We start from the raw sequence: 23,917 nt of genomic DNA, 5'->3' as shown, positions 1-23,917 counted from the left end.
CTGTTGATTCACACACGGGATTTGAACCCGTAGTTGCTTGATCTCAAATCAAGTGCCTATTCCAATTTGGCTAGTATGTAAGCTTCTCCAGTTAGGGCACGAAGTGAAAATTTTAGATTTTAGAAAGTTGATTTAAAATAAATCGAATTTCTTTCTTGTTACACTGCTGTTTCCTAACAGCGTAAATCATTTGACCTCTATACATTGCGGCAGAACGATGAATTATACCTTTGACAATATCCGTCACATAATCAGTTGGTGGTGGTGGAAAATCTTCAAAGGTAATTAAATACCAAATCTCGTTTAGCTTCTGGTATTGATGATAATTATCAATGATGACAATATCAGTTTGTTCCTGCTTTAGCTTCTGCTTTCGAGGTATTTTCTCGGCTGCACAAAGAATTCCGGTTTCAGGATGGATATAGAAGCGATCGCGATGGCTTCCATCTAGCTGATTTCGATACCCTTGGTAAGGCTTGCTATAAAAACCACCATCAATTATTTCTACATACCGTTCAACATAGTCCCACACATGATCTATAACATGCTGTCCTGTCATTGTGCTGGGATCTAATCGTTGACACAGTTGGCTGTAAACGTCATTCCAAGGCTGTCCAACTTGCGATCGCAAAAACCGACGCAGAGGGCCGAGATGGTCTGAAAGATACTTAGATTTATTTATTGGTTTAATCAGGTAGGGATTCAACAATCCATCCTGAATGGCATCCTGGGTGATTTTGTATAATTGCTTCTTAAAGCCAGTCACCTTTTTGAGGCTAATTCTCCTCCCACCGCGAGGACGCTCAATCACAATCTCGCTCAAACGATGTTCGCTCATATCTCACGTTCTTTAAATGCAGTTGTGCTAATTGAGTTGTTATTAAACATGAGTTAGCTAACATCATTGAACTCACCTCCGTATTGAGTAAAGGTTATAGATAAATACGATTTAAATAATTGAAATTCCGCGCAAGTTAGCAAAGCAGTTTTCACGATTGCCTTTACCAATTTGGCTACGCTCCCATCAAAGGGAGCGACAGGATTTGAACCTGCATTCCGTTGCCGGAGTGTGTGTAGACTTCACAAGTTAGGGCGCGGAATTAAGTCTTAAATTACTCCATGCAAGTTCAAGAAGCTTTTTACAGCTACGGTCGCTCTTACCAAATATTGGCAGTGGGCACGCACGCTAAATCTGCGAGAGACTTAGAAATCATGCTTCGCTTATTCGATCGCTCGAACTTTACTACCTTAGGTCCGTTATGAATGTGTATGTATGCTTCTTGTGTTGGGGCACGGATGACTCGGAAATTTAACCATAGACAGCTTCAGGGCGAACGATCAGATCGCCACTAGGACGGCGATCGATTACGTAAGCAGAAAGGCGATCGCTATTCACATCTAAATGTCGAGCAACGCGCTCTTTCACCGCCAGATCGTTCATCCCTGCTGCAATTCCCAATTGTGTTTTTGGCACATCAACAGAACGTCCTTCAAATCGAATATGAACCATTCCAATCACCTCCTGTTTTAATTACGAATTACGAACTTGTACTGAGCGTAGCCGAAGTATTACGAATTCGTATTAGTGGATCTGATCGGGATTGAACCGATACCCTCCCTGTGAGAGTTACACTCACACCTCATGCAAGTTGAAAAAGCTGTGGTTACACCGCAGGAATTGAACCTGCAACTTATCGTTTTAGAGACGATCGCTCTACCATTGAGCAAGTATGTAAGCTTTTTCTGTCAGGGCACAAGTGACATCTGGGAACTCTACCGTTAGAGCTACAGACCCAAGGAAAGCATTATTGCAATGCTTTTGAGGAGGTTTTTATTCATATTACAAATGTAATATACAAAATACATAATGTCAAGTGTCGGGATGGATCGGGCAATTGTCCTTGATGTAGTGTTAATGAAAGCCATCGCCCGACAGCATTAGCAACCTCTTGCCTCACTTCGATTCCTTTCGACTTCGCTACCTCGGCTCCGGCTCCATCAAGCGACTTGTACTGAGCGTAGTCGAAGTAAGTCGAGATGCTCGCCACAAGTCAAGGCAAGTCACTCAGTGATCGGCTGCTCCCTGCCTTCTTCACGACTTTGTTTTTAATTAAAAAATATTGAATGCAGTTGACAAATTCTTCTAATTCTAAAATTAAATTAGTAGTACCTTTAAGGTTTCGATCGCTAGCTAGTTGTTCTAGTTTGTCAGTTGCTAAGTACATAGCTGTGGCTCCAATGTTGGCACTAGCACCTTTAAGGTGATGAGTTTCTCGCGCTATTTGCCCAAAGTCATCAGCTGCGATCGCTGCTTTAATTATCTCTAAACGGGGTTTAATATCTTCAACGCATATTTGCAATAAATTTAATTCAAATTCTTCATCATTGCCCGATATCTGATGCAAGTGTTCCCAATCAATTGCTAAGTCAGTGGAAACTGTCTGTTCATATACACCTGCCTCTTGCTGTGAAACGATCACACCTGTCCAATGCTCTAAAGTCTGTGCCAATTTTTCTTTAAATACTGGCTTACTCAAATAGTCGTCCATTCCGGCATTTAGACAAGTTTGTTCGTCTTCTTTCATCACATTAGCTGTCATCGCAATCACCACAGGACGATGACCCAATGCAAAAGCATCTTCTTGCCAACGATGAATTTCTTTTGTGGTTTCCAAACCGTCGAGAATTGGCATTTGGCAATCCATTAAAATCAAATCGTAAGGAATTTTTTCTAAGAGCTGCAAAACTTCCTTTCCATTAGCAACGACATCGGCTTTGTAGCCCAAACTCTGGAGTTGCTTCAGCGCTACTTTTTGATTCACCAAATTATCTTCGGCTAACAGAATTCTTAACTTGGATTTAGGAGAGGGGTTAGGGGAAGAAGTCAGAATCCCTAAAGTTTCTGTACTCGAAATTTCTTCTGTAGCCTCTAACTTCCTGCCTCTACACCCTTCTTCTGATTCCGGCTGAGTTTCTAAAATATTTATGATGGCATCAAGGAGCCGTGATGGCTTAATGGGTTTGAATAAATAAGTCGCAAATCCGATTTTGAGCGCCTGTTGCACTTCATCTCGTTGATTAGTAGAGGCGAGCATAATCAAAGGGATCTTAGCAATTGCAGAATTGGCTGGAATTTGTTCTTTTATTGTCATGCCATTTGTTTGGGGTATTTGCATATCAACCAAGGCAACATGATATGATTTAGCCTGCTCGCTAGCTTGCTGAATAACTTTAACGGCCGCAGCAATACTGTCAACTCGATCTACCTCCATTCCCCAATGAGTAGCTTGATCGGCGATGATTTTATAATTAGTAGTGTAGTTATCCACTACCAATAAGCGGCGATTTTGCAAAAGTCCGCGCTCGCATTTTGGCTCAACAGGCTCAACTTGTTTGGTAAAAAGCAACTCAAACCAAAACTTAGATCCTTTGTCCATCTGACTTTCTACCCCGATCGCTCCTCCCATCAAGGTTACAAGTTGTTTACAGATGGCTAATCCTAAACCTGTACCACCATACTTGCGAGTGGTCGAAGCATCCACTTGGGTAAATGGTGTAAAGAGTTTGCGTTGGTCTTCAGGGCTAATGCCAAGACCTGTATCTGTAATCGCAAAATGGATAGTGGCTGTAGTCGGAGAAAGCGTACGCAATTCGGCTTGCACTAATACCTCGCCAGCGCTGGTAAACTTGATGGCGTTGCTGATTAAGTTCATCAAAATTTGCCGCAACCTACCAGTATCTCCTTTGAGTTGAGTGGGGACGTTGCGATCGATTATTGCAGCAATTTCTAATCCCTTGTTATGGGCTGAAGGAGCCAATAATTCCACCACGTCTTCTACACAAGTGGATAGGTCAAAATCGAGAGTTTCGAGAGCCATCTCTCCAGCCTCAAGTTTGGAAAGATCCAAAATCTCGTTGATCAAACTTAAAAGAGCGTCTCCACTACTGCGAATTATTTCAATAAAATCTCGCTGTTCTTCGTCTAAGGGAGTATCTAATACCAAACTGGTCATCCCCAATACAGCATTCATCGGAGTGCGAATTTCATGACTGATATTTGCCAAAAAGGCACTTTTCGTCTGAGAAGCTAATTCGGCTTGGCGACGGGCAATTTCAAGTTCTTGTCGCTGATGAGTTTCTGCTGCTAATAGTTGGGCTTGGGTTAAAGCAATACCTACTTGGTCGGCTATTTGCCGCAAAAGATCGGTTTCAAAGTTAGACCAGTGGTGGGAATCGTCACATTGATGAACTATGAGCAAACCGCGAAGTTCTTCTTTAACAAGAATAGGCACAACCAAATTGACTTTGACCCCAAACTGTTGCATTAATTCCAGATGGCTTTGTTCAACTTCCAGGAGATCCAAGTTATCCAGTCCGAAAATCTTGCCTTGACGGTACTGGTGTAGATAGTACTGTTGCAGATATTCTGCTTCAAAGTAGGGGGCGGCGTTGTTTTGCTCTTTGATTGCTGGTAAGCCAGAAACTACTGCTTCAATAACGTTATTTGCAGACTGATCTGGCATCAGCTGATAGATTAAAACTCGGTCAGTCTGGAGAATCTTTTGTACCTCTTCGACAGTGATTTGGAGAATTTCTTCGATGTCCAAAGACTGACGAATCTTCAGGGTGATTTCGGTAAATAGTTGCGATCGCAAATTTTGGCGTTGTATTTCTTCTTCAACCTGTTTACGCTGGATAAATTGCCCCACTTGCTCGCCGATAGAATTCATCGTTTTTACTAAATCTTCGTCAAGGGGCTGGATTTCACGGTTGAAGCAGGTAATGACACCGAGGATTTTGTTACCGCTGCGGATCGGAAAACCAAAAGCTGCGTGTAGTCCTACTTGAGCAGCTATTTTGAAGTTAGGGAAATTAATATCTTTAGCGATATCAGCAATCCAAACCGATTCAGAACTAGCCCAAACCCTTCCAGGTAATCCAATTCCGGGTGCAAAGGTGGTTTGCCGCTTCAGTATTTCAAACTCTTGCATCTCAATGGATGCTTTATGCCAGATATCGAGAAAATGCAGCACATTTGCTTGCTCATCAACCATCCAAATTTCACCCAAATCCCATGCCAAACTCTCACAGATTCCTTGCAATATTTGGTGAGTAGCTTCGCTAATTGTGGCGGACTCTGCTAGAACGCGGGTTGCAGCATATTGTGCTGTCAGATGCTTTTGTGTGCGTTTAGCATCGGTAATGTCAATGCCAGTAGCAACTATGTATTCAACACAGCCCTGATAGTCTTTTAAGATGGTATTCGACCAGGCAATCAGCCGCCGACTACCATCTTTCATTACCCAATAATTTTCATAATTATTGGAAAGTTGACCAGATCGTAACTGGTCAAAAACTGTTTTAACTGCCTCCACCTCTTCAGGAAGTAGTAACAAGTTCCAGCTATACCTACCCCTCACCTCATCAAAGGAGTAACCCGTTATTTGCTCACAGGCTTGATTGAAACGAACAATTTGTCCTTGAGAATCGAGAACTATTACCAAGGCTCCGACTGTATCAAGGACTGCTGAGATAAAGTTGCGTTCTTGATTTAAGGTTTCTTCTGTCCTCTTCCGCTCAATAACCTCACGATAGATCAAGTAGTAGACTACAGCAAGAACGATAAAACTTAGGCAAATAGCGATCGCCAGTGTCAGAATTGTGTTCCGAGTCCAAGTCTTTGCTGCTTGTGACTGCTGTCTAATTCGTCCCCTATTCTCGTTTTCCATCTCATTGATTGCCTTACGGATATCATCCATGAGATTTTGTCGATCATTTTTCAGTAGTACTTGCAACGCCGCCTCTAATCCCTTGTTCTGCCGCAAGTCGATAGTCTGTTTTAGTTCAGTAAGTTTAGCCGTTATCAGAAATTCAAGCGTTGCAATCTGCTTTTGTTGATTCGGTTGAGTTGCTGTTAAATTCTTTAAATTGGCAATTTCTTGATCGACATTACCAAGTGCTGTTTGATACGATTTTAGATAAAGTTTTTCTCCAGTGAAGATGTAACTACGTTGTCCAATCTCAGCATCCTTGACCTGGAACAGTATTTTCTCTAGGCTGTTAAGTTTTTTATAAGTATGTTTTACTATACTGCGATCAAAATTAGTAAATACTCTTGTATTTTGATAAGAAAACACCCCAATCAGAACTAAAATTACCGACGACAAACCAAAACTTGCTGCAATCTTTTTAAAAAATTGCTTGCGTACCATCTGTGGCTGGTTGCTTTTCTTAGTAACAAGTGCCAAACTTGCTAAATTTCGGCGCAATTCCAGTTGCTTGATGACTTGACGAGCTAAAGTTCGTAAAGCCTCTATTTGTTCTGGATTAAGTTCTCGTGGTACGTAGTCAATTACACACAGGGTTCCGAGGGCGTATCCTTCAGGGTTAGTTAAAGGTACACCAGCATAAAACCGAATATTTGGGTCAGATGTCACCAGTGGATTTCTTGCAAACCGTTCGTCATCTTTTGCATCAGGGACGATAAAAATATCAGGCTGGAGAATGGCATGGGCACAGAATGCGAAATCTCGGTGCGTTTCTGAGGCATCCAAACCGACTTTTGACTTGAACCATTGGCGATTTGTATCAATTAAGCTAATTAAGGCTATAGGAGTCTGACAAATATACGAGGCTAAACGAGTCAGATCATCAAAGGTGGCTTCCGATGGCGTATCGAGAATCTTGTACTGCAAAATTGCCTCGATTCTCTGGGCTTCGTTGTCAGGTAATAGTGCTTTCATCCTTGAGCCTTATCTACATTCTGGGGAGTGGGGAGTGGAGGGATAAGGGAGCAGGGGAGGAGAGGAGAAGTTGCCGTAAGTTGCCCCTCTGCCCCTCTGCCCTTTTGCACCTCTGCCTTTTGTGCCCCATGCCCAATTTGGTCAACAAACTTACCTTTAATTAATGACAAGAGTTTACTTAAAAGCGTTAGCGTAATTTTACTGAGTTATATGTTGTTAAATAATCGATCAAATGATTAAGTCCCTGCTGTATTTTTTGTGGGCTGGTTTATTGGAAATTGGGGGCGGCTACTTAATCTGGTTGTGGTTGCGCGAAGGTAAGCCGTCCTGGTTGGGCATATTGGGGGGAATTGCTTTAGCTTTCTATGGGGTTATTGCAACTCTCCAACCAACAAATTTTGGCAGAGTGTACGCGGCTTATGGCGGCGTGTTTATCGCCATGGCAATGCTTTGGGGTTGGAAAGTAGACGGGGTAACTCCAGACCGCTACGACTTAATCGGAGGATGTTTAGCTTTAATAAGTGTTTTAATTATCATGTTTGCTCCCAGAACTTAAGTAAAATTTCTATATTATTGGCAACTAATAACCTTTATTGTGTTCCCTTTGAGACAGATAATAATCTCACGCAAAATTGCAAAAGTTTTTTAGCAACTAACCTGTCAAAAGTAGGCATCTACATGTCTACGTGTTTATGCGGGAGATATAAAGAGAACTCATGATGTAGCATTTTGCAACTACATGAGGTATCGTCCTCCCCAACGCTCACGCAATTTGCTTCTCTCTTCTTTAAGAGACGATCGCGATCGCACAAGTAGGGTATTTCTGTACCTCATATTGGCGTAGCCTCTGTCTTCGACGCCCTGTTCGCGATCGCACGAGAAGTTTAAATCTGCTGCATATTTGTGCAAATTATCGAAAAATACTGACAATAATTTACAATCTTCGTCACATATCACAATTATTTTGGTTTGTAACAGTAGGTAACTAAAAATTCGTAATTTTGCCCAGCTTGAATAAAATACTATTCTTCTATTCTTCAAAAAAAAAGATGCAATGTAATGATTGCGTGTTTATACGATAATTTAAATCTTGGCAACTACAATCTGGATTATATTTTTGTTAACATCTCAAGAAAATTCAGGTTCAGTAACTTTCAAGACAAAAATGTGTCAATAAAAGTAATCAAATGTAGTTAAGGATACAAATTGTTGGTGCTTAGGAAGAAAAAAAAGTGTTGAAGAAAGTTGTGATGATTGGAGCTATCACCCTACTGTTTTTAGGAGGGCCGTTGATGGGCAATGCTTTTGCCCAAACCCCAACTGTTGCCCCGCCTACCGCTGATACTGGAGATACAGCATTTATGCTGATTTCAGCAGCACTTGTGCTGTTAATGACACCAGGATTGGCGTTCTTTTATGGTGGATTTGTGCGATCGCGCAATATCCTAAACACATTGATGATGAGCTTTGTGTTGATGGCGATCGTGGGAGTTACCTGGATTCTGTGGGGCTACAGTCTTTCCTTTGCGCCAGGTTTACCGTTTATCGGTGGATTGCAATGGTTCGGGTTGAATGGTGTGGGGTTAGAAACAACAGATTATCTCAAAGGGTCAAACCCGGCGGAAGTTGTTTCTTATGCCGGAACAATACCCCACCAGGCATTCACGATCTACCAAGCCATGTTTGCGATTATCACCCCAGCCTTAATTTCTGGGGCGATCGCAGAACGAATGAGTTTCCGCGCCTATTCGTTGTTTGTTTTACTCTGGTCAACCTTTATTTACGCACCTCTGGCCCACATGGTATGGGCGAAAGGCGGATTTTTAGGTTTGTATGGTGGTTTGGGTGCCCTCGACTTTGCAGGTGGCACAGTCGTTCATATTAGTTCTGGCGTTTCAGCCCTGGTAGCTGCGATCGTCCTTGGTCCTCGGAAAACCCATCCCGATCGCCTTAGTCCGCCGCACAATGTCCCCTTCATTTTGCTTGGTGCTGGTTTGCTGTGGTTTGGTTGGTTCGGTTTCAACGCTGGCAGTGCCCTATCGGTTGCTAGTGGAACTTCTGGTAACTTAGTCACCAATGTGGCAACAACAGCCTTTGTCGCCACCAATACGTCGGCGGCGGCAGCAACTTTAATGTGGCTAATTTTGGAAGCTGTTTTACGGGGTAAACCAACCGCCGTGGGAGCAGCGACAGGAGCCGTTGCTGGTTTGGTGGGCATCACTCCCGCCGCCGGATTTGTCACACCGCTATCAGCGATTTTAATTGGTTTCATTACCGCCTTTGTTTGCTTCTATGCGATCAGCTTCAAGCACAAGCTAGAAATTGACGATGCTTTAGATACCTTTCCTGTGCATGGTGTTGGTGGTACAGTGGGAGCCATTTTAACGGCTATCTTTGCCACTACTCAAGTCAACGGAGCAGGTAAAGAGGGAGTGTTACGCGGTAATTTTGGTGAATTGGGAGTTGAACTACTAGCAATTGCCATTGCCTATGTAATCGCAGGTGTTGGAACGTGGATTATTCTCAAAGTTATCGATGCTACAGTCGGGCTGCGAGTCAAAGAAGAAGCTGAATTGCAAGGTATGGATATCAACGAACACGGCGAAGAAGGTTATAACTCCGAGTTTGGCGATCGTCCTACTCAGTAATGAGTGCTGAGTTAGGAGTTAGAGTTGTTCCCCAATGCCCAATTTAAGATTGTGTAATTTGCGATCGCTAGCGTTAAAATTTGATTCAAATAATTGGTAAATTTCGCTAGTCGTGTCTACATCTGCAAAAACCTTTCCTATCTGGGCATTTTTCTCGCTGTTAACCAACGGCATCCTAATGTTGGCGGTCATTCTGCTAATTTGGCAACAGCAGAGATTGGCCGCTTTTTTTGGGATAATCGCACCCCCAGAGCCAATCAACCTGAATAATTCACCGCAAATTGCTACACCTGATTTAGGTCGCCGTCACCAACTCACTTATCAAGAGTGGTTAGATATCCTCAACCAAGAAGCTAAGGTCGCCGCTGACCAACATCCTCCGCATTTAACTATCCTGGCGGGAGATTCTCTAAGTTTGTGGTTTCCTCCTGAGTTATTACCCGAAGATAAAAATTGGCTGAACCAAGGAATTTCTGGTGAAACCAGCAATGGACTCTTAAAAAGATTAAAAATATTTGACCGCACCCAGCCAGAGGTGATTTTTGTGATGATTGGCATTAATGACCTAATTCGGGGGATGAGCAATGGAGAAATTTTAGATAATCAGCGGCAAATTATTAATTACCTACGAAAGACTCATCCCACAGCGCAAATTGTTGTCCAATCGATTTTGCCACATGGCGCAGAAGAAGCAACTTGGAAAGGACGAGATAAACTTCTGGCTGTTGCCAATAGTCGCATTCGCCAGTTAAATCAGCAACTGCAAAGCATATCTACCAAAAAAGGTGTCAAATATCTCGATTTACATCCCTTGTTTACCAACAAGCAAGGAAATCTCCGCCGCGAATTTACTACTGATGGCTTACACTTAAGTCCTGAAGGCTATGTGGTTTGGCGTTCTGCATTGCAGATTTATAGCGAGATTGAATTAAAACCTCAGCAAGAACAAGAGGGGAAAAGGTTAAAGGGTTAAGGGTAAAGGCATTAAATCCTTTTCCCTTTGCCCCTCTCTGATAATATCTTTGAATACAACTCTGTATTAATTGCGTCTAGGCGCGAGAAAATAAGAAATAGTGAGTTTAAGTAGACAAATCTAATGGATACAAAAGCTTTTAAGCGCAACCTCCAACATTCAGAAAATTACAATCGTAAGGGCTTTGGTCATCAAGCAGAGGTTGCCACTCAGTTGCAATCTGAGTATCAGAGTAACTTGATTCAAGAAATTCGCGATCGCAATTACACTCTGCAACGGGGTGATGTGACAATCCGACTAGCACAAGCCTTTGGCTTTTGCTGGGGCGTAGAACGGGCTGTAGCTATGGCCTACGAAACTCGTCAGCATTTCCCCACAGAACACATCTGGATTACTAACGAGATTATCCACAACCCTTCTGTAAATCAGCGGATGCAGGAGATGGAAGTAGAATTTATCCCCATTGAAGGAAAGAATAAAGACTTTTCTGTTGTGGGAATTGGTGATGTAGTCATATTACCCGCTTTTGGGGCTAGCGTTCAAGAAATGCAGATACTTCACGAGAAAGGCTGCAAAATTGTTGATACAACTTGTCCTTGGGTATCTAAAGTTTGGAATACAGTAGAAAAGCACAAAAAAATTGATTATACATCAATAATTCACGGCAAATATAAGCACGAAGAAACAGTTGCGACTAGTTCCTTTGCTGGCAAGTATTTAATAGTGTTGAATTTGCAAGAAGCAGAATATGTTGCTGACTATATTATCAATGGTGGCAACCGTGAAGAATTTATGACAAAATTTGCGAAAGCTTGTTCAGCAGGGTTTGACCCCGATCGCGATTTAGAAAGAGTTGGCATTGCTAACCAAACTACCATGCTTAAAGGCGAAACTGAGCAAATCGGCAAGCTTTTTGAGCGGACTATGTTACACAAGTATGGTCCCACTGAGTTAAATCAGCATTTCCAAAGCTTCAACACCATTTGTGACGCTACCCAAGAACGTCAAGATGCCATGTTGGAATTAGTGGAACATAATTTAGATTTGATGGTAGTAATTGGTGGGTTTAATTCCTCGAATACTACTCAGTTGCAACAAATTGCCTTTGAGCGAGGAATTCCTTCTTATCATATTGATACTGTTGAACGCCTTAAATCAGCATATTCTATTGAACATCGGCAATTAAATGGGCAGTTAATAACTACAGATAACTGGTTGCCTGATGGAGAAATTGTTGTGGGAATTACTTCTGGTGCTTCTACACCAGATAAGGTGGTAGAAGATGTAATTGAGAAGATTTTCACATTAAAAGCAACAGCAGCACTGGTTTAACTGTTCTCAGAGGGACTTACAAATAATAAGAAACATTCAATTACTTCTTGTGGGGTAGGCAGCGTTCAACTGAACGTAGCCGAAGTCTTGCCCGCCTTACAAGAGTATTTTTAGTGTATTATGCACGCTGGCAACACATCATTTTGCTGCAATAATCCCTGCTTTGAAAAAAATTTATCATGTCTTGACAGCGATAAATTGGGGACTTTGATTCCGGTTTCCCCCTTTTAAAGTGGGTTATATCATGTTCGCATAATTAGTTATGATTTCCACAATCATTGCACCCCACACGCCAGATGCTCCACTTGGGGAGACCCCAAGACCGCGCTGGCTCCCCTTAATCCCCTCCCCGCTCTTCGGGAGGGGAGACAAAGCGTAGCTTTGGCGGGGGTGGGGTTCTTCGGGTTTAATAAGCAATCAAGGGGACATGATATGACTTGTTTGCTTTTAGCTATCTTCTTCAAGATACTTCAAAAATCTCTTTAGTACTTGATAGCAATTGCTCGTAATCTTTTGGTGTATCAATATCAATATCCCCTAATGGAAACGGAATAGAAAAAACTTCATTGAGGTTATTATTAATAACTTTTTTTGCTCCTGAAGTTTCTTTTAAAGTGGCAAGTTCTGAAAAAAATATCTGACTAAATAGAGCAGGTACACCTAATGTATCTCCATATTCACACGCAATAATTGGTTTTTTTGTCAAATAATATGTATCAACAAGTTGATTGATAATTTTGGGAGAAACAAATGGCTGGTCGCACAGTGTAATAACTACTGCTTCTATTTTTTGCGGAAGATTATTTAACAATTCAATACCACTTTTGATTGAAGTACTCATTCCACAAGCCCAATCCAAGTTATTAACTACTTTAACGGGAAGTTGTTGAATTTGGGGATGAAGCTGTTCTGCATTGGCTCCAAGTACTACTACCACAGGTTGACAAACTGAAGCGATCGCTATTTCTGTAATATATTTTAAAAAGCTACGTCCTTGGTAAAGCAATAGTTGTTTCGGTGTACCCATCCGTGTAGATGCACCAGCAGCAAGAATCATAATGGCTATGGTTGATTTCTCATTGTCTATAGCAGTCATAAAAACTATGTGGTAAGTAGCAAGTTTGAATTGCTTTCATAACATTGGTGAATCGGTTGATTGCGATTTCTTAAAAAATTACCATTGCGGTTTGTTAGCACTGCTTGAATTTCCGCAATAATAGCGATCGCTATTTCTTGTGGTGTATCTGCTCCAATGTCAATCCCAATTGGGCCATGCAATCTTTTTAATTGTTCAGTAGTATAATCTACTCCTTGCAAACGTATATCTTCCAGCAATCTTTCAGTACGCAGCTTTGGGCCTAAAACCCCTATGTAGCGTGTAGGAGATGGCAGCAACATTTTTAAAATCTCCAAGTCGTCAAGATAATTATGCGTCATCACTACAGCAACTGTGTGAGCATTTATAAATACCTGTTTATGTATAATTTCTCGGCGACTAAGAATAACATCACAAGGCATAGGAAATCGTGCTTTAGTTGCCTCATTAGCTCGACAATCGACTACAGTAACGTCCCAACCTAATGCTTGAGCAAACTGGGCTACGGGTACAGCATCATAACCTGCACCAAATATTATTAAAGCTGTAGGTGGTTGGATGACTTCGATGAAAACTTCGGCACTGCCTAAAGGTAACTGATAATTATTTACCCTTGACTTTTGATTAGCAAAGGCTGCTTGACTATCTGCAAGCAGAGATTGAATTAAATTTGCATCTTTGATGTCAGTGATAACTTTACCATCAGGATACAGCAGGAGACGCGACCCAAGTTTGACTTTTACTGCACCTTCAAAAGCAAAGACTGTAGCAATAATACCCAAATGTTTTTTATAAAAACACTCCTGTAAAAAAGCGATCGCATTTGGTGTGCTTTCTCTCTCAAGACGTTCGATGAGAACTTGCACTATCCCATTGCACCCCAAACCAAAGCCCCAAAGAATATCCTCAGAGGCAGTGCTATCGTAAGTAACAACAATTGGTTCGCCGTCTGACATTCGTTGTTGAGTATGCTCAAATACATCGTTCTCCAAACAACCAGCACTGATTGTTCCGATTGTCCGACCTGTATTTGTCATCAGCATTTTAGCACCCGCTCGACGATAGGTTGAACCTTGAGTCTTAACTACAGTCGCAAGAAAAGTCATTTCACCACTTTTTTGACTTGACTCGAAGCCTTCTAAAATTGCTTGTAATTCGTTCATTTTATTGTTTATTTTTCTGTTTTTAGCAGTTTGTCAGCTTGAGCAAGTAGTGCCAATGAAAACAATGTGAGTGATGACTGTGCCATCCTGTGCGATTGTCTATCGCTGCTAGCGTCAAACACAAGTCTCTTTGCTGCCCATTAACGATTGCATTATATGCATTAGACTTCTTGCATAAGTCGGAAAAAGTTCTGTATTGTCCCCTTCCCCTTTAACCTTTACCCTTTTCCCCCTCTTGCAAAAGTGTTTTTTGCAAAAGGTCTATTAGACTGAGGTGCGTGATTAACCGCCGCAAGCATCGCAGTATTGTACTACTCAAGATAAGCGAAAATACCGCTGAAATCATGCGCCACAAGATAGTTGTCAAGTTGAGTCATTTATCTATCGCTGAGAATTAGCACGAAATACTGATTTTCTGTAACTTACAGTGAATACTCTCAACCACCCGCAAGATTAGAGAATTTTATGTTAGGTGGTGCACAAAAACTATGTGTTATTTTAGACGACAAATGCAATCACCATTGAGATGAACACTGAGACGCTGCTGCTTGGGCAAGTTAACTCGGTTTCATCTTTTTTTAGTATTTTGTGGTTGATAACACGTTACTATACAGCGGTTAACCACAAACAAGTCAAACAAGATTATGGCACTAATTATAGGCACTGATGCAGACGACATTTTAGTTGGAACTGATGGAGATGACAGATTTATTGGCAGTGCTGGTAATGATACCATTACCGGTGGAAAAGGTAACGATATCGTTGATTATAGTGGCTTAGAACAACCTGTAATACTCCAGCCAGTAGCTATTCAAAAAAGTGCAATTGGAAATGACACGTTTAAAGATTTTTTTGAAACCGTGATTGGTGCTACAGGACAGACTAACATTATTAATGCTACTACTGACAGAACAAATGTATCAATAATAGCTGATTTAGCTAACGAAAGACTAGAAATCAGAGTTGTAGGTTCGTCGCCGATAGTAGTCAATTTGAAGAATTTTGTAAATGTAATTGGTACAAATCAAAATGACGCAATTATTGGTGACGCTAGAGATAATGAATTATCTGGCAGTGGCGGCAATGACATTATTAGAGGCAGCGCAGGCAACGATACCTTAAATGGTGGAGATGGTGTTGATACGGCTGATTACAGTAAATTGGGTCAAAGCTCTACCATATTCATTGATGGAACTCTTAAAAAAAGTGGTGGATTAGGTACAGATATACTTGGCAATTTTGAAAATCTTGTTGGTGATGCTAGTGCTGTAAATAACACTATAGACGCCTCAATGGCTCCTTCAATACCCTTTTCATTTTTATCCGATCTATCAGTCAACGCCAACCTTGAAACTCAAAGTTTTGTAGTGAATAATCTTCCTGGCGGAAGCACAGCTAAATTCACATTTATAAACTTTGATAATATCAAAGGTACAAATCAAAGTGACACCATTCTTGGAGATAAGCAAAATAATCTGTTATTTGGTAATGGTGGTGACGATACACTTTCTGGCAAAAGTGGCAATGATATACTCACTGGTGGAAATGGTAACGATACTCTCACTGGTGGAGTAGGTGCAGATAAATTTGTTTTTACCAACGTATTAGAGGGTGTTGACATTATTAAAGACTTAAAGGTTACTGAAGGTGACAAAATCCAGATTTCTCAAGCAGGGTTTGGCGCGATTTCAATCAGTGATTTCAGTTATGATGCCCTAACAGGTTCTTTGTTCTTCCAAGAATCTAGATTCGCCATTGTTGAAAATAAGCCTATTGGTTTTCAAGCAAATCTAGATATTCAAATTGTTTAAAATCCGATAAGAAGAAAATAAAGCATTTAGTGTCAGTTATAGAAATCTTGGGTAAGACAAGAACTCGATTGTAAAGTTGAGGAAAGAGAGGAGATATGGTGAGAGAAGTTATTAACCAATCTCCTTCTGTATGCTCCATCCAACCCCCAATGTTGTATCCGCTACGCCTAGCTTGCTTCTTTGCAAAAGTACGCGTAGCGGATACAAAGGGAAAGAAGAAATACTTAACTCAACTGTATTGCCTTACGGAGTAGTAGTTGGAGTACTCGTTGGAGTTGGGGTACTCGTTGGAGTTGGGGTGCTAGGTGAACTTCCAGGATTAACAAGGGAACGAACCTGTTGTAAGTGTTCTTGGAGGACTGGTAGAGTTTGAGCCGCAAATGCTTTCACATCTGAATCTTGTCCCTGTTCAGCTTCAGTTTGAAATAGAGAGACATCTTTTTCATGATTTTGAAGCATCTGATTCAAATATTGGCGATCAAACGTAGCACCAGAAAGTTTGGATAATCTTTGCTGGATTTGCTTATTTTTGCTGTCGAGACTAGTTGGCAGTGTTACACCTTTTTGAGTCGCCAACTGTTTGAGTTGATTGTTTACCAGGGTATGATCTTGAACCATATGCTGTCCATGCTGTTTTACTGCATCGCTAGCTCCACGTTGTGATGCTAGTTGTCCTAGTTGGACTTCTGCTAAACCACCTTGAGCAGCTTCAGTCATAAACTGTTTGTCTACAGAACTGAGGTTATTTTGCCCTGATGTAGCTGGTGATGCACTTGGGGATGGAGATGGACTCTCTGTCGTTCGCACAGATTGAGCAGGTGGAACTTCAGATATATTATCGTCATGGGGCGTAGTTGGTGTGCAACCAGTTGCCAGAGACAAAGCGATCGCCACTATACCAGTAGAATATATTTTGAAGTTGGGCATAATTGTTCTCCTTGAATAAAGCTATATCTTGCAAAGTTGAATGAAAAACTAAGCGCGATCGCACAGTTGTACCTTCCTATTAACTTTTCAAGGCTTTGAAGATAAATACATCTTCCAATCGACAGACTCAGCAATAGATGTAAGTCACACCTACCACCTACGCAATTTTGTAAGCGTAGTCCGTGGTAGACATCGCTGTTTTCATAAATAAAACTGGTTAAAGATGATTGATGGCACTACGGAGCAACGAATCTCAAAGCAGAAGCAGTTTTTCACAAGCTGCGTCTACTGATTTCTATAATTGTCTCCTACAAGCAACAACAGGAATGAGCCGTATATTATCACGGCTCTCTAGCACAGAGACTCTAACTAAGGTCTGTTTTTAAATATACTTCGCAAGATGCATCACGGTGCAAGTTGATGTATTCCCAATGCAAGCCAATGTATTGTAAAAACTTACCTTGGTGTACACACAAGTCGAATTACCCTTGTAATTGCATTGGTCTGTTATGCCAATACATCGGTCTGTTATGCCAATACATCGACCTGTTATGTTAATACATCGGTCTGTTATGCCAATACATCGGTCTGTTATGCCAATACATCGGTCTGTTATGCCAATACATCGACCTGTTATGTTAATACATCGGTCTGTTATGCCAATACATCGGTCTGTTATGTTAATACATCGGTCTGTTATGCCAATACATCGGTCTGTTATCTTAAACTATCCTTTCTAACCTTGCCCTATCTGAAAATTTCATCTTACTGGTAATTTTTGTGTTGTAATGGGTACATTAAATATACAACTTACTAAGTATGCATATATGCCTCCCCAAAATACAACAAACCGTTTGCGCCCTCAACTGATTAGTCAAGATATTGACTCATTCCACGGTTTACAAACCGTCAGCACCTACAACACAACTCGTGCTGATGCCTCAGCTGCAAACTTACAGGAAGCTTATCAGGCAATGTTGATTTCTCAGCAAACCGAAACCGAGAAACTAGCTTTATACCGTGCGGCGGCTGATGCTGCCCGATTAGCAGAGTGGGAATTTCATAATGCTGTATTAGCAATGAAAGAAGTTGTACGCGGGCAATATGGCTCAGATAGCGATCAGGCTCAAGCTGTGGGACTGAAGAAAAAATCAGACCGCAAGCGTCCTTCCCGCAAAAAACAAGTTGCGATCGCGTAATATTATGTCCGCCTAATTAGTTATAATTCCCGCATCTGTGCAAAAGCCAGGAAACCCTCTTTCTCCCTGCCGTCTTAATAGACATCTCCGAAAAAGATTTAGATAACACAAATTTGCACCCAGACCTAACCCCCCTTCCCTACGAGGGAAGCAGGGTGGTTTCATACGAAAAAAGAAAAATACATAAGTCTTGATTTCTCGTTTTGTGTCCAACCTTTTTCCCTCTCTCCAAACCTCTCCCCCACGGGGGGAGAGGCTTTGAAACCCAGTTTTAATTTATTCTCTGCTTGTATGAAACCACCCTGCCCTTCCCTACGAGGGAAGGGGGTTTTAAAGCCTCTCTCCGTTTCGGGGAGAGGAATGGAAGTGGGGTCTTTTTTCTTTTCTGGAGATGTCTAAATTTTGATAAGTCTTTAACTGGACATGATATAACCGCCTGCTAAAAGCGATCGCAAGTTAATTAAATTGATCGAGAAAGGCAGAGGTGCAGGGGTAAAATTACTGCAACTTCTTCCCTCCCTCCCAATACGGTTCGGTTAAAGGGTAAAGGGGAAAGGGCAAAGGTTTTGAATACATCCTTTCCCCTTTACGCCTTACCCTTTCCCCAGATCATAAGGAAAGTGAAAAATGCTTATCCGAACCGTATTGCCCTGCCTCCTGCCTCCTAATTGCCCAATTCCTGAAAGCTCAACGCCAGCAATTAATCTCTTATTTCATATCTTGCATTTGCTGATTGCTCGGACGCTCTAACTCCAAATCGTCCCAAGAAACTGGATCTTCTACAGGTTCTAAATGAGTTGTAACGTGGGTTGAAGGTAGCACCCGAATAATAGCAAGCTCAATTGCCTCGCACAAATCATGCCCTTGTTGCACTGTCCAAGATCCAGGCACAAGAACATGAAAGGAAACAAAGCGACGGGTTCCAGCAGCGCGGGTTCGCAAGGCATGAAACTGGATGTCTGGACGTTTGTACTCGTTAAGGATGCTCTTGATTGAGTCAATTTCTTTTTTAGGTAAAGCTGCATCCAGTAAAGCGCTACTGGTTTCCCGCAGTATACGAAATCCTGTCCAAGTAATATTTGCTGCTACTATCAGCGCAACAATTGGATCAAGGACGAGAGTGCCTGTTAGCTTGACGAGTAAGATTCCAACTACCACACCACCCGAAGTCACCACATCGGTAAACAGGTGGTGAGCATCAGCCCTCAGTGTAATGGAACGCAACCGTCGCCCTGCTCGTAGCAAGATAAAGGCAACAACGCCGTTGATTGCGGTTGCAAAGAGGGAGAGTGCCAACCCTAATCCTAGCTGTGTTAATGGTTCTGGATGCAACAAGCGTCCCCAAGCTTCAACAGCAATGCTAATGGCTGCCACTATAATCAACGCACCTTCTGCACCACTGGAAAAGTATTCGGCTTTAGAATGCCCAAAAGCGTGTTCGGCATCGGCTGGTTTATCAGCATAGGTCAATGCCCATAGAGCAACTAATGCAGCGAGGAGATTTACAATTGATTCAATAGCATCTGAAAGCAAACCTACTGATCCCGTTAGCAGGTAAGCGCCAAATTTTAGGGCAATAGTGATGATTGCTGCTGCAATCGATAAGAAAGCGTAGGATCGGGCTGTTGGACTACTCATCTCGGTCACGGAGGCAATTACAGTGATTCCGAGCTAAGAGTACCAAATTTTACTTGACTGGTCATCAATCTTGAGACTTCTACTGATTGGTAAAAGAAACTACAAGATTGATACTGCTCGCTTTGTGCATTTTCAACTCGAAATTAGTTTTGGGGTAAAGGTTAAAGGGTAAGGGTTAAAGGTTTTTTCTTTCCCCCGCCCCTTATCCCCAGAGGGGGCCCCACCTTCCCCTTTTCTGCAAAACCTGACAAGTGTTGCTACAGCAGCTTGTCTAAGGTAATTGGTAAATCTCGCACACGCTTACCTGTGGCATGATAGACAGCATTAGCGATCGCTGCCGCAGTGCCGGTAATGCCAATTTCACCAATTCCTTTGACACCAAGCGGGTTGATATGGGGATCTTGTTCATCTACAAAAAACACCTCAATATCAGGAACGTCTGCATTCACTGGTACGTGATACTCAGCTAAATCGGCATTAACAACGCGTCCTCGGTTCGGGTCTGTTAGCGTATGTTCCATTAACGCCATGCCAATGCCATAAACAATCCCACCGATCATCTGACTGTTGGCTGTTTTAGCATTGAGGATGCGTCCCACGCCAAAAGTTCCCACCCAGCGCGTTATTCGCACTTCGCCCAAATCAGGCTCAACGCGCACTTCGGCAAACTGCGCTCCAAATGAGTGCATTGAAAACTTCTTTTGTTCCTCTCCAGGTTTAGCATCTGCACGCGCTTCGAGCATTTTCATCCCATGTCGTGCCAAGATTGCCTGATATGTTTCGCTGGCGGAGGATTTATTTTTTAAGAAAAAGCTGCCATTTTCGGCAATCACATCTTCAGCCTTTGAACTATAAAGGGGCGATTTTTGATCGGCAAGTGCTAGTTGCAAAAGCTGACTGCGCGCTTGATTTCCCGCTAAATGCACGGCTGAACTGACACTGGCGGCGGTTTGGGAACCACCAGAAATAGGGGTTTGTGGCATCTTGGTATCGCCTAATTCAAACCGGACTTTGTTAACTGGTAAACCGAGTGCCTCAGCTGCGACTTGAGTCATGACAGTATAAGTTCCCGTGCCAATATCTTGCGAACCGCTTTGTACAACAGCTGTACCATCTGCCATAATTTTAGCGATCGCTGATGCTGGGGAACGATTGGTAGGATAAGTAGCTGTCGCCATACCCCAACCAATCAAATAATTACCGTCGCGCATTGAACGAGGCTTGGGATTGCGCTTTTGCCAGCCAAACTTTTCTGCCCCCAATTTGTAACATTCTCTCAGTGACTTGCTCGACCAAGGTATTTCTTTACTAGGATCGACTTCAGCATAGTTACGCAGACGAAGTTCTACCGGATCGATATTGAGTGCATAAGCCAGTTCGTCCATTGCCGATTCTAGGGCAAACGACCCAGAAGCTTCGCCTGGGGCCCGCATATAGGTTGGTGTTCCTTGATCGACCTGAACCAGATGATGGCTAGTTTCGATATTCGGGCTAGCGTAAAGCATCCGGGCGCTTTTACCAACAGGTTCGATAAATTCATCGAAAGTTGAAGTTTGCGAAATTCCGGCGTGTCGCAAAGCAGTCAATTTGCCATCGCGGGTTGCACCGAGAGAAACCTGTTGAATTGTCTCTGGTCGAAAGCCCACAGGCCCATACATCTGGATGCGTCCCAGAACTAATTTCACTGGGCGATTAACTTGCCGTGCGGCGATCGCCGCTAGCGGTACGTGCGACCAAGCCGCTCCTTTGCAACCGAAGCCACCGCCCACAAAGTAAGACATAATGCGGACTTTCTCAGGCTCAATTCCTAATACCTCCGCAACTTTTTTTTGAGTTGAAAAAATTCCCTGAGTTGCGTCATACAGCAGCAGTTCATCGCCTTGCCAAACTGCTGTTGTGGCATGAGGCTCCATTGGATTGTGATTTTCTACTGGGGTGGTATAGGTTTGCTCGACGCGGACAGTCGCCGCCGCAAATCCCTGGTTGACATTGCCGTGGGCTAAATCGGGCGGCTCATCTCCAGGGATTTTACCTTTAGGTAAGTATGCCTTAGTGAGATTGTCCCGCATATTAATGGTTGGTTTCTCTTCGTCATAGCGAACTTGCACCAGCGAAGCAGCATACATCGCTCGTTCAAAGGTATCGGCAACGACCACACCAATATGCTGACCGCTATACAGGATAACGTTATCTTGCAGGACTTGCAGCTTGCGACCGCCGCCCTTTTCTCCAGATGCTTTGGGCGCGTTGAGGTGGGTAATTACTGCTAATACACCCGGTACTTGTTCCGCCGCTTTGGTATCGATTTGGGCTATTTTACCTTTGGCGATCGCACTTTGAATTGTTACGCCATAAGTCATTTTTGCTACCGGAAACTCAGCCGCGTAACGTGCGCCGCCAGTTACCTTGAGTCGTCCATCGACTCGATTTAACGGTTTGCCGACAACTATATTTTTATCCCCAGTATTCATGCCATCCCTCCCACCGTTGTCAGCGCCTTAACAATTGTGCGTTTAGCCAGTTCGATCTTAAAGCCGTTATATTTTTGAGGTTTAGCTCCGGCGATCGCAGCCAATGCTGCTGCTTGAAATGTTGCCTGATTTGCCGGCTTGTTCAAAAGTGCTTTTTCCGCTTCAAAGGCACGCCAAGGCTTTGTGCCAACGCCACCAAGGGCAATGCGTGCCGAGCGAATAATCCCATTTTGAATATCTAATGCTGCCGCAACCGATGTCATCGCAAAGGCATAAGAGGCGCGATCGCGGACTTTTAAATAGTGCGATCGCTTTGCGAAGTTTAAAGCAGGTAAGTCAACGGCTACAATTAACTCTCCGTGTTCTAGAACCGTCTCTTTTTCTGGCGTATTACCCGGTACCAGATGAAAATCTACCAGCGGAATACTGCGCTCTCCTCTCGGCCCGCGTGTTTGTACAACGGCATCGAGTGCGATCATTGCCACCGCCATATCAGAAGGATGGGTGGCAATACAGCGATCGCTACCGCCAAGAATCGCATGGATGCGGTTATAACCCTCAATTGCCGGACAACCTGAACCCGGAACGCGTTTATTGCAGGGGAAGGCGGTATCGCGAAAATAGTAACAGCGGGTACGTTGCAGCAAATTTCCGCCTACACTTGCCATATTTCGCAGTTGCGGTGATGCCCCAGATAGCAAAGCCTCTGACAGCACCGGGTAACGCTCCTGAATTATCGGATTATAAGCAACGTCGCTATTGCTTGCCATTGCTCCAATCCGCACGCCGTTACCCTGTACTTCTATCTTGCTCAGTGGCAGTGGGTTAATGTCAACTAACTGTTTTGGTGTTTGTACATTCAGCTTCATTAAATCAATTAAGCTTGTACCTCCTGCCAAGTAAGCAGCTTCCATTTCTGGAGTAACCAAAGCCACGGCATTCTCTGCTTGTCCGGCTTTTTTATAGCTAAACGGCTGCATCTTTTTTTTCCTCTAAGACATCGCGGACAGCAGCCACGATATTTGGATAAGCACCGCAACGGCAGATATTGCCGCTCATTAGTTCGCGGATGTCGGCATCCGATTTCGCGTGTCCCTCGTTCACCAAACCCACCGCCGAACAAATCTGTCCTGGCGTGCAGTAGCCGCACTGAAACGCATCGTGAGACAGAAACGCGGCTTGCATCGGGTGAAGATTGTTTCCTTGTTCCAACCCTTCAATAGTTGTGATTTTTGCATCGGTGTGCATAATTGCAAATGTCAGGCACGAATTAATCCGTTGCCCATCAACCAGCACCGTGCAAGCACCACACTGACCATGATCGCAACCTTTTTTAGTACCAATTAGTCCTATATATTCTCGAAGTGCATCAAGTAAGGTAACACGCGGTTCAATCTGTAAATTATGTGCTGTTCCGTTAACTTGCAGGGTCACTTTCACAGTTTCAGGTGTCGAAGTTGCCAGCATTGGAGTAGTTTTTTTTACTTGAGTTTGTGCTACAGCTTTCTCTACAAAATTAGTGATGGTAGCTGCTACTGTGCTGAAGACCATCAATTGACCTAACTTGCGGCGTCTTAAGACAAACTTCATTTGTTCATTCCATTCTGTTTTTGATAATAATATTGAGTAATTATCTATACTTAAATTATTGATAGAAACCCATACTTTTTTACAAGCATTTTCTTTAAAAAGACATTGTTAATAGAATACAATTTCATCTTGTTATGTCTCTCTATCAGAAGGTTTATGCCATAAGTATTATCTATAATTATCAAAACCAAATTAAGTCGTGAGTTGCCAGAATAAAGCCATGAATTTGAGTTCGACTAACGGATAAATAAAAAATGAAACACCACACTAAATATGCTTGATTTAGTGTGGGGTTTTTTGCTACTTTAAATAAGTCAGCAAAAAAA

General features: G+C 42.7%; 20 protein-coding genes and 1 tRNA gene. 8 read left to right on the top strand and 13 right to left on the bottom strand.

Features of this window, described 5'->3' with window-relative positions; translation table 11 throughout:
* Window positions 1-9 precede the first annotated feature (9 nt).
* Window positions 10-80: transfer RNA gene (locus RMY27_RS13785), tRNA-Ser, on the bottom strand.
* A 32-nt stretch (window positions 81-112) separates the two neighbouring features.
* Window positions 113-838 carry a hypothetical protein gene (locus RMY27_RS13780; RefSeq protein WP_322664021.1) on the bottom strand — a complete coding sequence of 242 codons (726 nt, stop codon included), beginning with the start codon at window positions 836-838 and terminating at the stop codon, window positions 113-115.
* A 281-nt stretch (window positions 839-1,119) separates the two neighbouring features.
* Here RMY27_RS13780 and RMY27_RS13775 point away from each other — a divergent pair, with 281 nt between their 5' ends.
* Window positions 1,120-1,263 carry a hypothetical protein gene (locus RMY27_RS13775; protein ID WP_322664019.1) on the top strand — a complete coding sequence of 48 codons (144 nt, stop codon included), beginning with the start codon at window positions 1,120-1,122 and terminating at the stop codon, window positions 1,261-1,263.
* 46 nt (window positions 1,264-1,309) lie between these two features.
* Here the strand turns inward: RMY27_RS13775 and RMY27_RS13770 are convergent, their stop codons facing one another.
* Window positions 1,310-1,510, bottom strand: a complete 201-nt coding sequence (locus RMY27_RS13770; RefSeq protein ID WP_099100993.1) for a hypothetical protein — start codon at window positions 1,508-1,510, stop codon at window positions 1,310-1,312.
* A gap of 132 nt (window positions 1,511-1,642) precedes the next feature.
* On the opposite strand from RMY27_RS13770, the gene RMY27_RS13765 reads away from it, so the two are divergent.
* Window positions 1,643-1,783 carry a hypothetical protein gene (locus tag RMY27_RS13765; protein WP_180277454.1) on the top strand — a complete coding sequence of 47 codons (141 nt, stop codon included), beginning with the start codon at window positions 1,643-1,645 and terminating at the stop codon, window positions 1,781-1,783.
* A 52-nt stretch (window positions 1,784-1,835) separates the two neighbouring features.
* Here the strand turns inward: RMY27_RS13765 and RMY27_RS13760 are convergent, their stop codons facing one another.
* Window positions 1,836-2,048, bottom strand: a complete 213-nt coding sequence (locus RMY27_RS13760; RefSeq protein ID WP_322664016.1) for a hypothetical protein — start codon at window positions 2,046-2,048, stop codon at window positions 1,836-1,838.
* Between the two features lie 3 nt (window positions 2,049-2,051).
* Window positions 2,052-6,743, bottom strand: a complete 4,692-nt coding sequence (locus RMY27_RS13755) for a GAF domain-containing protein (RefSeq protein WP_322664014.1) — start codon at window positions 6,741-6,743, stop codon at window positions 2,052-2,054.
* A 232-nt stretch (window positions 6,744-6,975) separates the two neighbouring features.
* On the opposite strand from RMY27_RS13755, the gene RMY27_RS13750 reads away from it, so the two are divergent.
* Window positions 6,976-7,299 (top strand): YnfA family protein, encoded by a 324-nt coding sequence (locus RMY27_RS13750; RefSeq protein WP_322664012.1) that lies wholly within the window; start codon window positions 6,976-6,978, stop codon window positions 7,297-7,299.
* A 179-nt stretch (window positions 7,300-7,478) separates the two neighbouring features.
* On the opposite strand, the gene RMY27_RS13745 is transcribed toward RMY27_RS13750, so the two are convergent.
* Entirely contained in the window at window positions 7,479-7,700 is a 222-nt protein-coding gene (locus RMY27_RS13745; protein ID WP_322664010.1) for a hypothetical protein, read from the bottom strand.
* A 335-nt stretch (window positions 7,701-8,035) separates the two neighbouring features.
* Between RMY27_RS13745 and RMY27_RS13740 the strand changes: the two genes are divergently transcribed.
* From RMY27_RS13740 to RMY27_RS13730, 3 genes are all read left to right on the top strand, one after another.
* Window positions 8,036-9,391: an ammonium transporter gene (locus tag RMY27_RS13740; RefSeq protein ID WP_416212341.1), complete on the top strand. Its 1,356-nt coding sequence runs from the start codon at window positions 8,036-8,038 to the stop codon at window positions 9,389-9,391.
* Window positions 9,392-9,503: 112 nt separating this feature from the next.
* Window positions 9,504-10,364, top strand: a complete 861-nt coding sequence (locus tag RMY27_RS13735; RefSeq protein WP_322664005.1) for an SGNH/GDSL hydrolase family protein — start codon at window positions 9,504-9,506, stop codon at window positions 10,362-10,364.
* A gap of 123 nt (window positions 10,365-10,487) precedes the next feature.
* The gene (locus tag RMY27_RS13730) at window positions 10,488-11,696 is read left to right on the top strand and encodes a 4-hydroxy-3-methylbut-2-enyl diphosphate reductase (RefSeq protein ID WP_322664003.1); all 1,209 of its coding nucleotides are present in this window, start codon (window positions 10,488-10,490) and stop codon (window positions 11,694-11,696) included.
* A 460-nt stretch (window positions 11,697-12,156) separates the two neighbouring features.
* On the opposite strand, the gene RMY27_RS13725 is transcribed toward RMY27_RS13730, so the two are convergent.
* Window positions 12,157-12,792 (bottom strand): nucleotidyltransferase family protein, encoded by a 636-nt coding sequence (locus tag RMY27_RS13725; RefSeq protein ID WP_322664001.1) that lies wholly within the window; start codon window positions 12,790-12,792, stop codon window positions 12,157-12,159.
* A 5-nt stretch (window positions 12,793-12,797) separates the two neighbouring features.
* On the bottom strand, window positions 12,798-13,955 hold the full coding sequence (locus RMY27_RS13720; protein WP_322664000.1) for an XdhC family protein: 1,158 nt from the start codon (window positions 13,953-13,955) through the stop codon (window positions 12,798-12,800).
* Between the two features lie 644 nt (window positions 13,956-14,599).
* Here RMY27_RS13720 and RMY27_RS13715 point away from each other — a divergent pair.
* Entirely contained in the window at window positions 14,600-15,766 is a 1,167-nt protein-coding gene (locus tag RMY27_RS13715; protein ID WP_322663999.1) for a calcium-binding protein, read from the top strand.
* Window positions 15,767-16,009: 243 nt separating this feature from the next.
* Here RMY27_RS13715 and RMY27_RS13710 read toward each other — a convergent pair whose 3' ends face one another.
* Window positions 16,010-16,693, bottom strand: a complete 684-nt coding sequence (locus tag RMY27_RS13710) for a DUF4142 domain-containing protein (RefSeq protein ID WP_322663998.1) — start codon at window positions 16,691-16,693, stop codon at window positions 16,010-16,012.
* 827 nt (window positions 16,694-17,520) lie between these two features.
* Between RMY27_RS13710 and RMY27_RS13705 the strand changes: the two genes are divergently transcribed.
* Window positions 17,521-17,892 carry a hypothetical protein gene (locus tag RMY27_RS13705; protein WP_322664069.1) on the top strand — a complete coding sequence of 124 codons (372 nt, stop codon included), beginning with the start codon at window positions 17,521-17,523 and terminating at the stop codon, window positions 17,890-17,892.
* A 708-nt stretch (window positions 17,893-18,600) separates the two neighbouring features.
* Here the strand turns inward: RMY27_RS13705 and RMY27_RS13700 are convergent.
* The 4 genes from RMY27_RS13700 to RMY27_RS13685 all read right to left on the bottom strand — a co-directional run bounded on the left by RMY27_RS13700 (window position 18,601) and on the right by RMY27_RS13685 (window position 23,591).
* Window positions 18,601-19,530 (bottom strand): cation diffusion facilitator family transporter, encoded by a 930-nt coding sequence (locus tag RMY27_RS13700; RefSeq protein WP_322663997.1) that lies wholly within the window; start codon window positions 19,528-19,530, stop codon window positions 18,601-18,603.
* A gap of 257 nt (window positions 19,531-19,787) precedes the next feature.
* Window positions 19,788-22,001: a xanthine dehydrogenase family protein molybdopterin-binding subunit gene (locus tag RMY27_RS13695; protein ID WP_322663995.1), complete on the bottom strand. Its 2,214-nt coding sequence runs from the start codon at window positions 21,999-22,001 to the stop codon at window positions 19,788-19,790.
* A complete protein-coding gene (locus tag RMY27_RS13690; protein WP_322663993.1) occupies window positions 21,998-22,981 on the bottom strand; it encodes a xanthine dehydrogenase family protein subunit M in 984 nt (327 codons plus the stop codon). The genes RMY27_RS13695 and RMY27_RS13690 overlap by 4 nt, the downstream gene beginning before the upstream one ends.
* Complete coding sequence (locus RMY27_RS13685; protein ID WP_322663991.1) at window positions 22,968-23,591, bottom strand: (2Fe-2S)-binding protein; 624 nt, start codon at window positions 23,589-23,591, stop codon at window positions 22,968-22,970. The genes RMY27_RS13690 and RMY27_RS13685 overlap by 14 nt, the downstream gene beginning before the upstream one ends.
* Between the last annotated feature and the right edge of the window lie 326 nt (window positions 23,592-23,917).

Origin of the sequence: Nostoc sp. DedQUE09 (assembly GCF_034530915.1) — a bacterium.
Lineage (GTDB): Bacteria > Cyanobacteriota > Cyanobacteriia > Cyanobacteriales > Nostocaceae > Nostoc.
The sequence above is the reverse complement of the archived record's forward strand: the minus strand, read 5'-3'. Positions and strand labels throughout refer to the sequence as shown.

Excerpts from the sequence above, each read along its gene's own strand:
- RMY27_RS13780 (WP_322664021.1), bottom strand. The coding sequence starts at position 838 with ATGAGCGAACATCGTTTGAGCGAGATTGTGATTGAGCGTCCTCGCGGT.
- RMY27_RS13775 (WP_322664019.1), top strand. The coding sequence starts at position 1,120 with ATGCAAGTTCAAGAAGCTTTTTACAGCTACGGTCGCTCTTACCAAATA.
- RMY27_RS13770 (WP_099100993.1), bottom strand. The coding sequence starts at position 1,510 with ATGGTTCATATTCGATTTGAAGGACGTTCTGTTGATGTGCCAAAAACA.
- RMY27_RS13765 (WP_180277454.1), top strand. The coding sequence starts at position 1,643 with ATGCAAGTTGAAAAAGCTGTGGTTACACCGCAGGAATTGAACCTGCAA.
- RMY27_RS13755 (WP_322664014.1), bottom strand. The coding sequence starts at position 6,743 with ATGAAAGCACTATTACCTGACAACGAAGCCCAGAGAATCGAGGCAATT.
- RMY27_RS13750 (WP_322664012.1), top strand. The coding sequence starts at position 6,976 with ATGATTAAGTCCCTGCTGTATTTTTTGTGGGCTGGTTTATTGGAAATT.
- RMY27_RS13740 (WP_416212341.1), top strand. The coding sequence starts at position 8,036 with ATGGGCAATGCTTTTGCCCAAACCCCAACTGTTGCCCCGCCTACCGCT.
- RMY27_RS13730 (WP_322664003.1), top strand. The coding sequence starts at position 10,488 with ATGGATACAAAAGCTTTTAAGCGCAACCTCCAACATTCAGAAAATTAC.
- RMY27_RS13725 (WP_322664001.1), bottom strand. The coding sequence starts at position 12,792 with ATGACTGCTATAGACAATGAGAAATCAACCATAGCCATTATGATTCTT.
- RMY27_RS13720 (WP_322664000.1), bottom strand. The coding sequence starts at position 13,955 with ATGAACGAATTACAAGCAATTTTAGAAGGCTTCGAGTCAAGTCAAAAA.
- RMY27_RS13715 (WP_322663999.1), top strand. The coding sequence starts at position 14,600 with ATGGCACTAATTATAGGCACTGATGCAGACGACATTTTAGTTGGAACT.
- RMY27_RS13710 (WP_322663998.1), bottom strand. The coding sequence starts at position 16,693 with ATGCCCAACTTCAAAATATATTCTACTGGTATAGTGGCGATCGCTTTG.
- RMY27_RS13705 (WP_322664069.1), top strand. The coding sequence starts at position 17,521 with ATGCCTCCCCAAAATACAACAAACCGTTTGCGCCCTCAACTGATTAGT.
- RMY27_RS13700 (WP_322663997.1), bottom strand. The coding sequence starts at position 19,530 with ATGAGTAGTCCAACAGCCCGATCCTACGCTTTCTTATCGATTGCAGCA.
- RMY27_RS13695 (WP_322663995.1), bottom strand. The coding sequence starts at position 22,001 with ATGAATACTGGGGATAAAAATATAGTTGTCGGCAAACCGTTAAATCGA.
- RMY27_RS13690 (WP_322663993.1), bottom strand. The coding sequence starts at position 22,981 with ATGCAGCCGTTTAGCTATAAAAAAGCCGGACAAGCAGAGAATGCCGTG.
- RMY27_RS13685 (WP_322663991.1), bottom strand. The coding sequence starts at position 23,591 with ATGAAGTTTGTCTTAAGACGCCGCAAGTTAGGTCAATTGATGGTCTTC.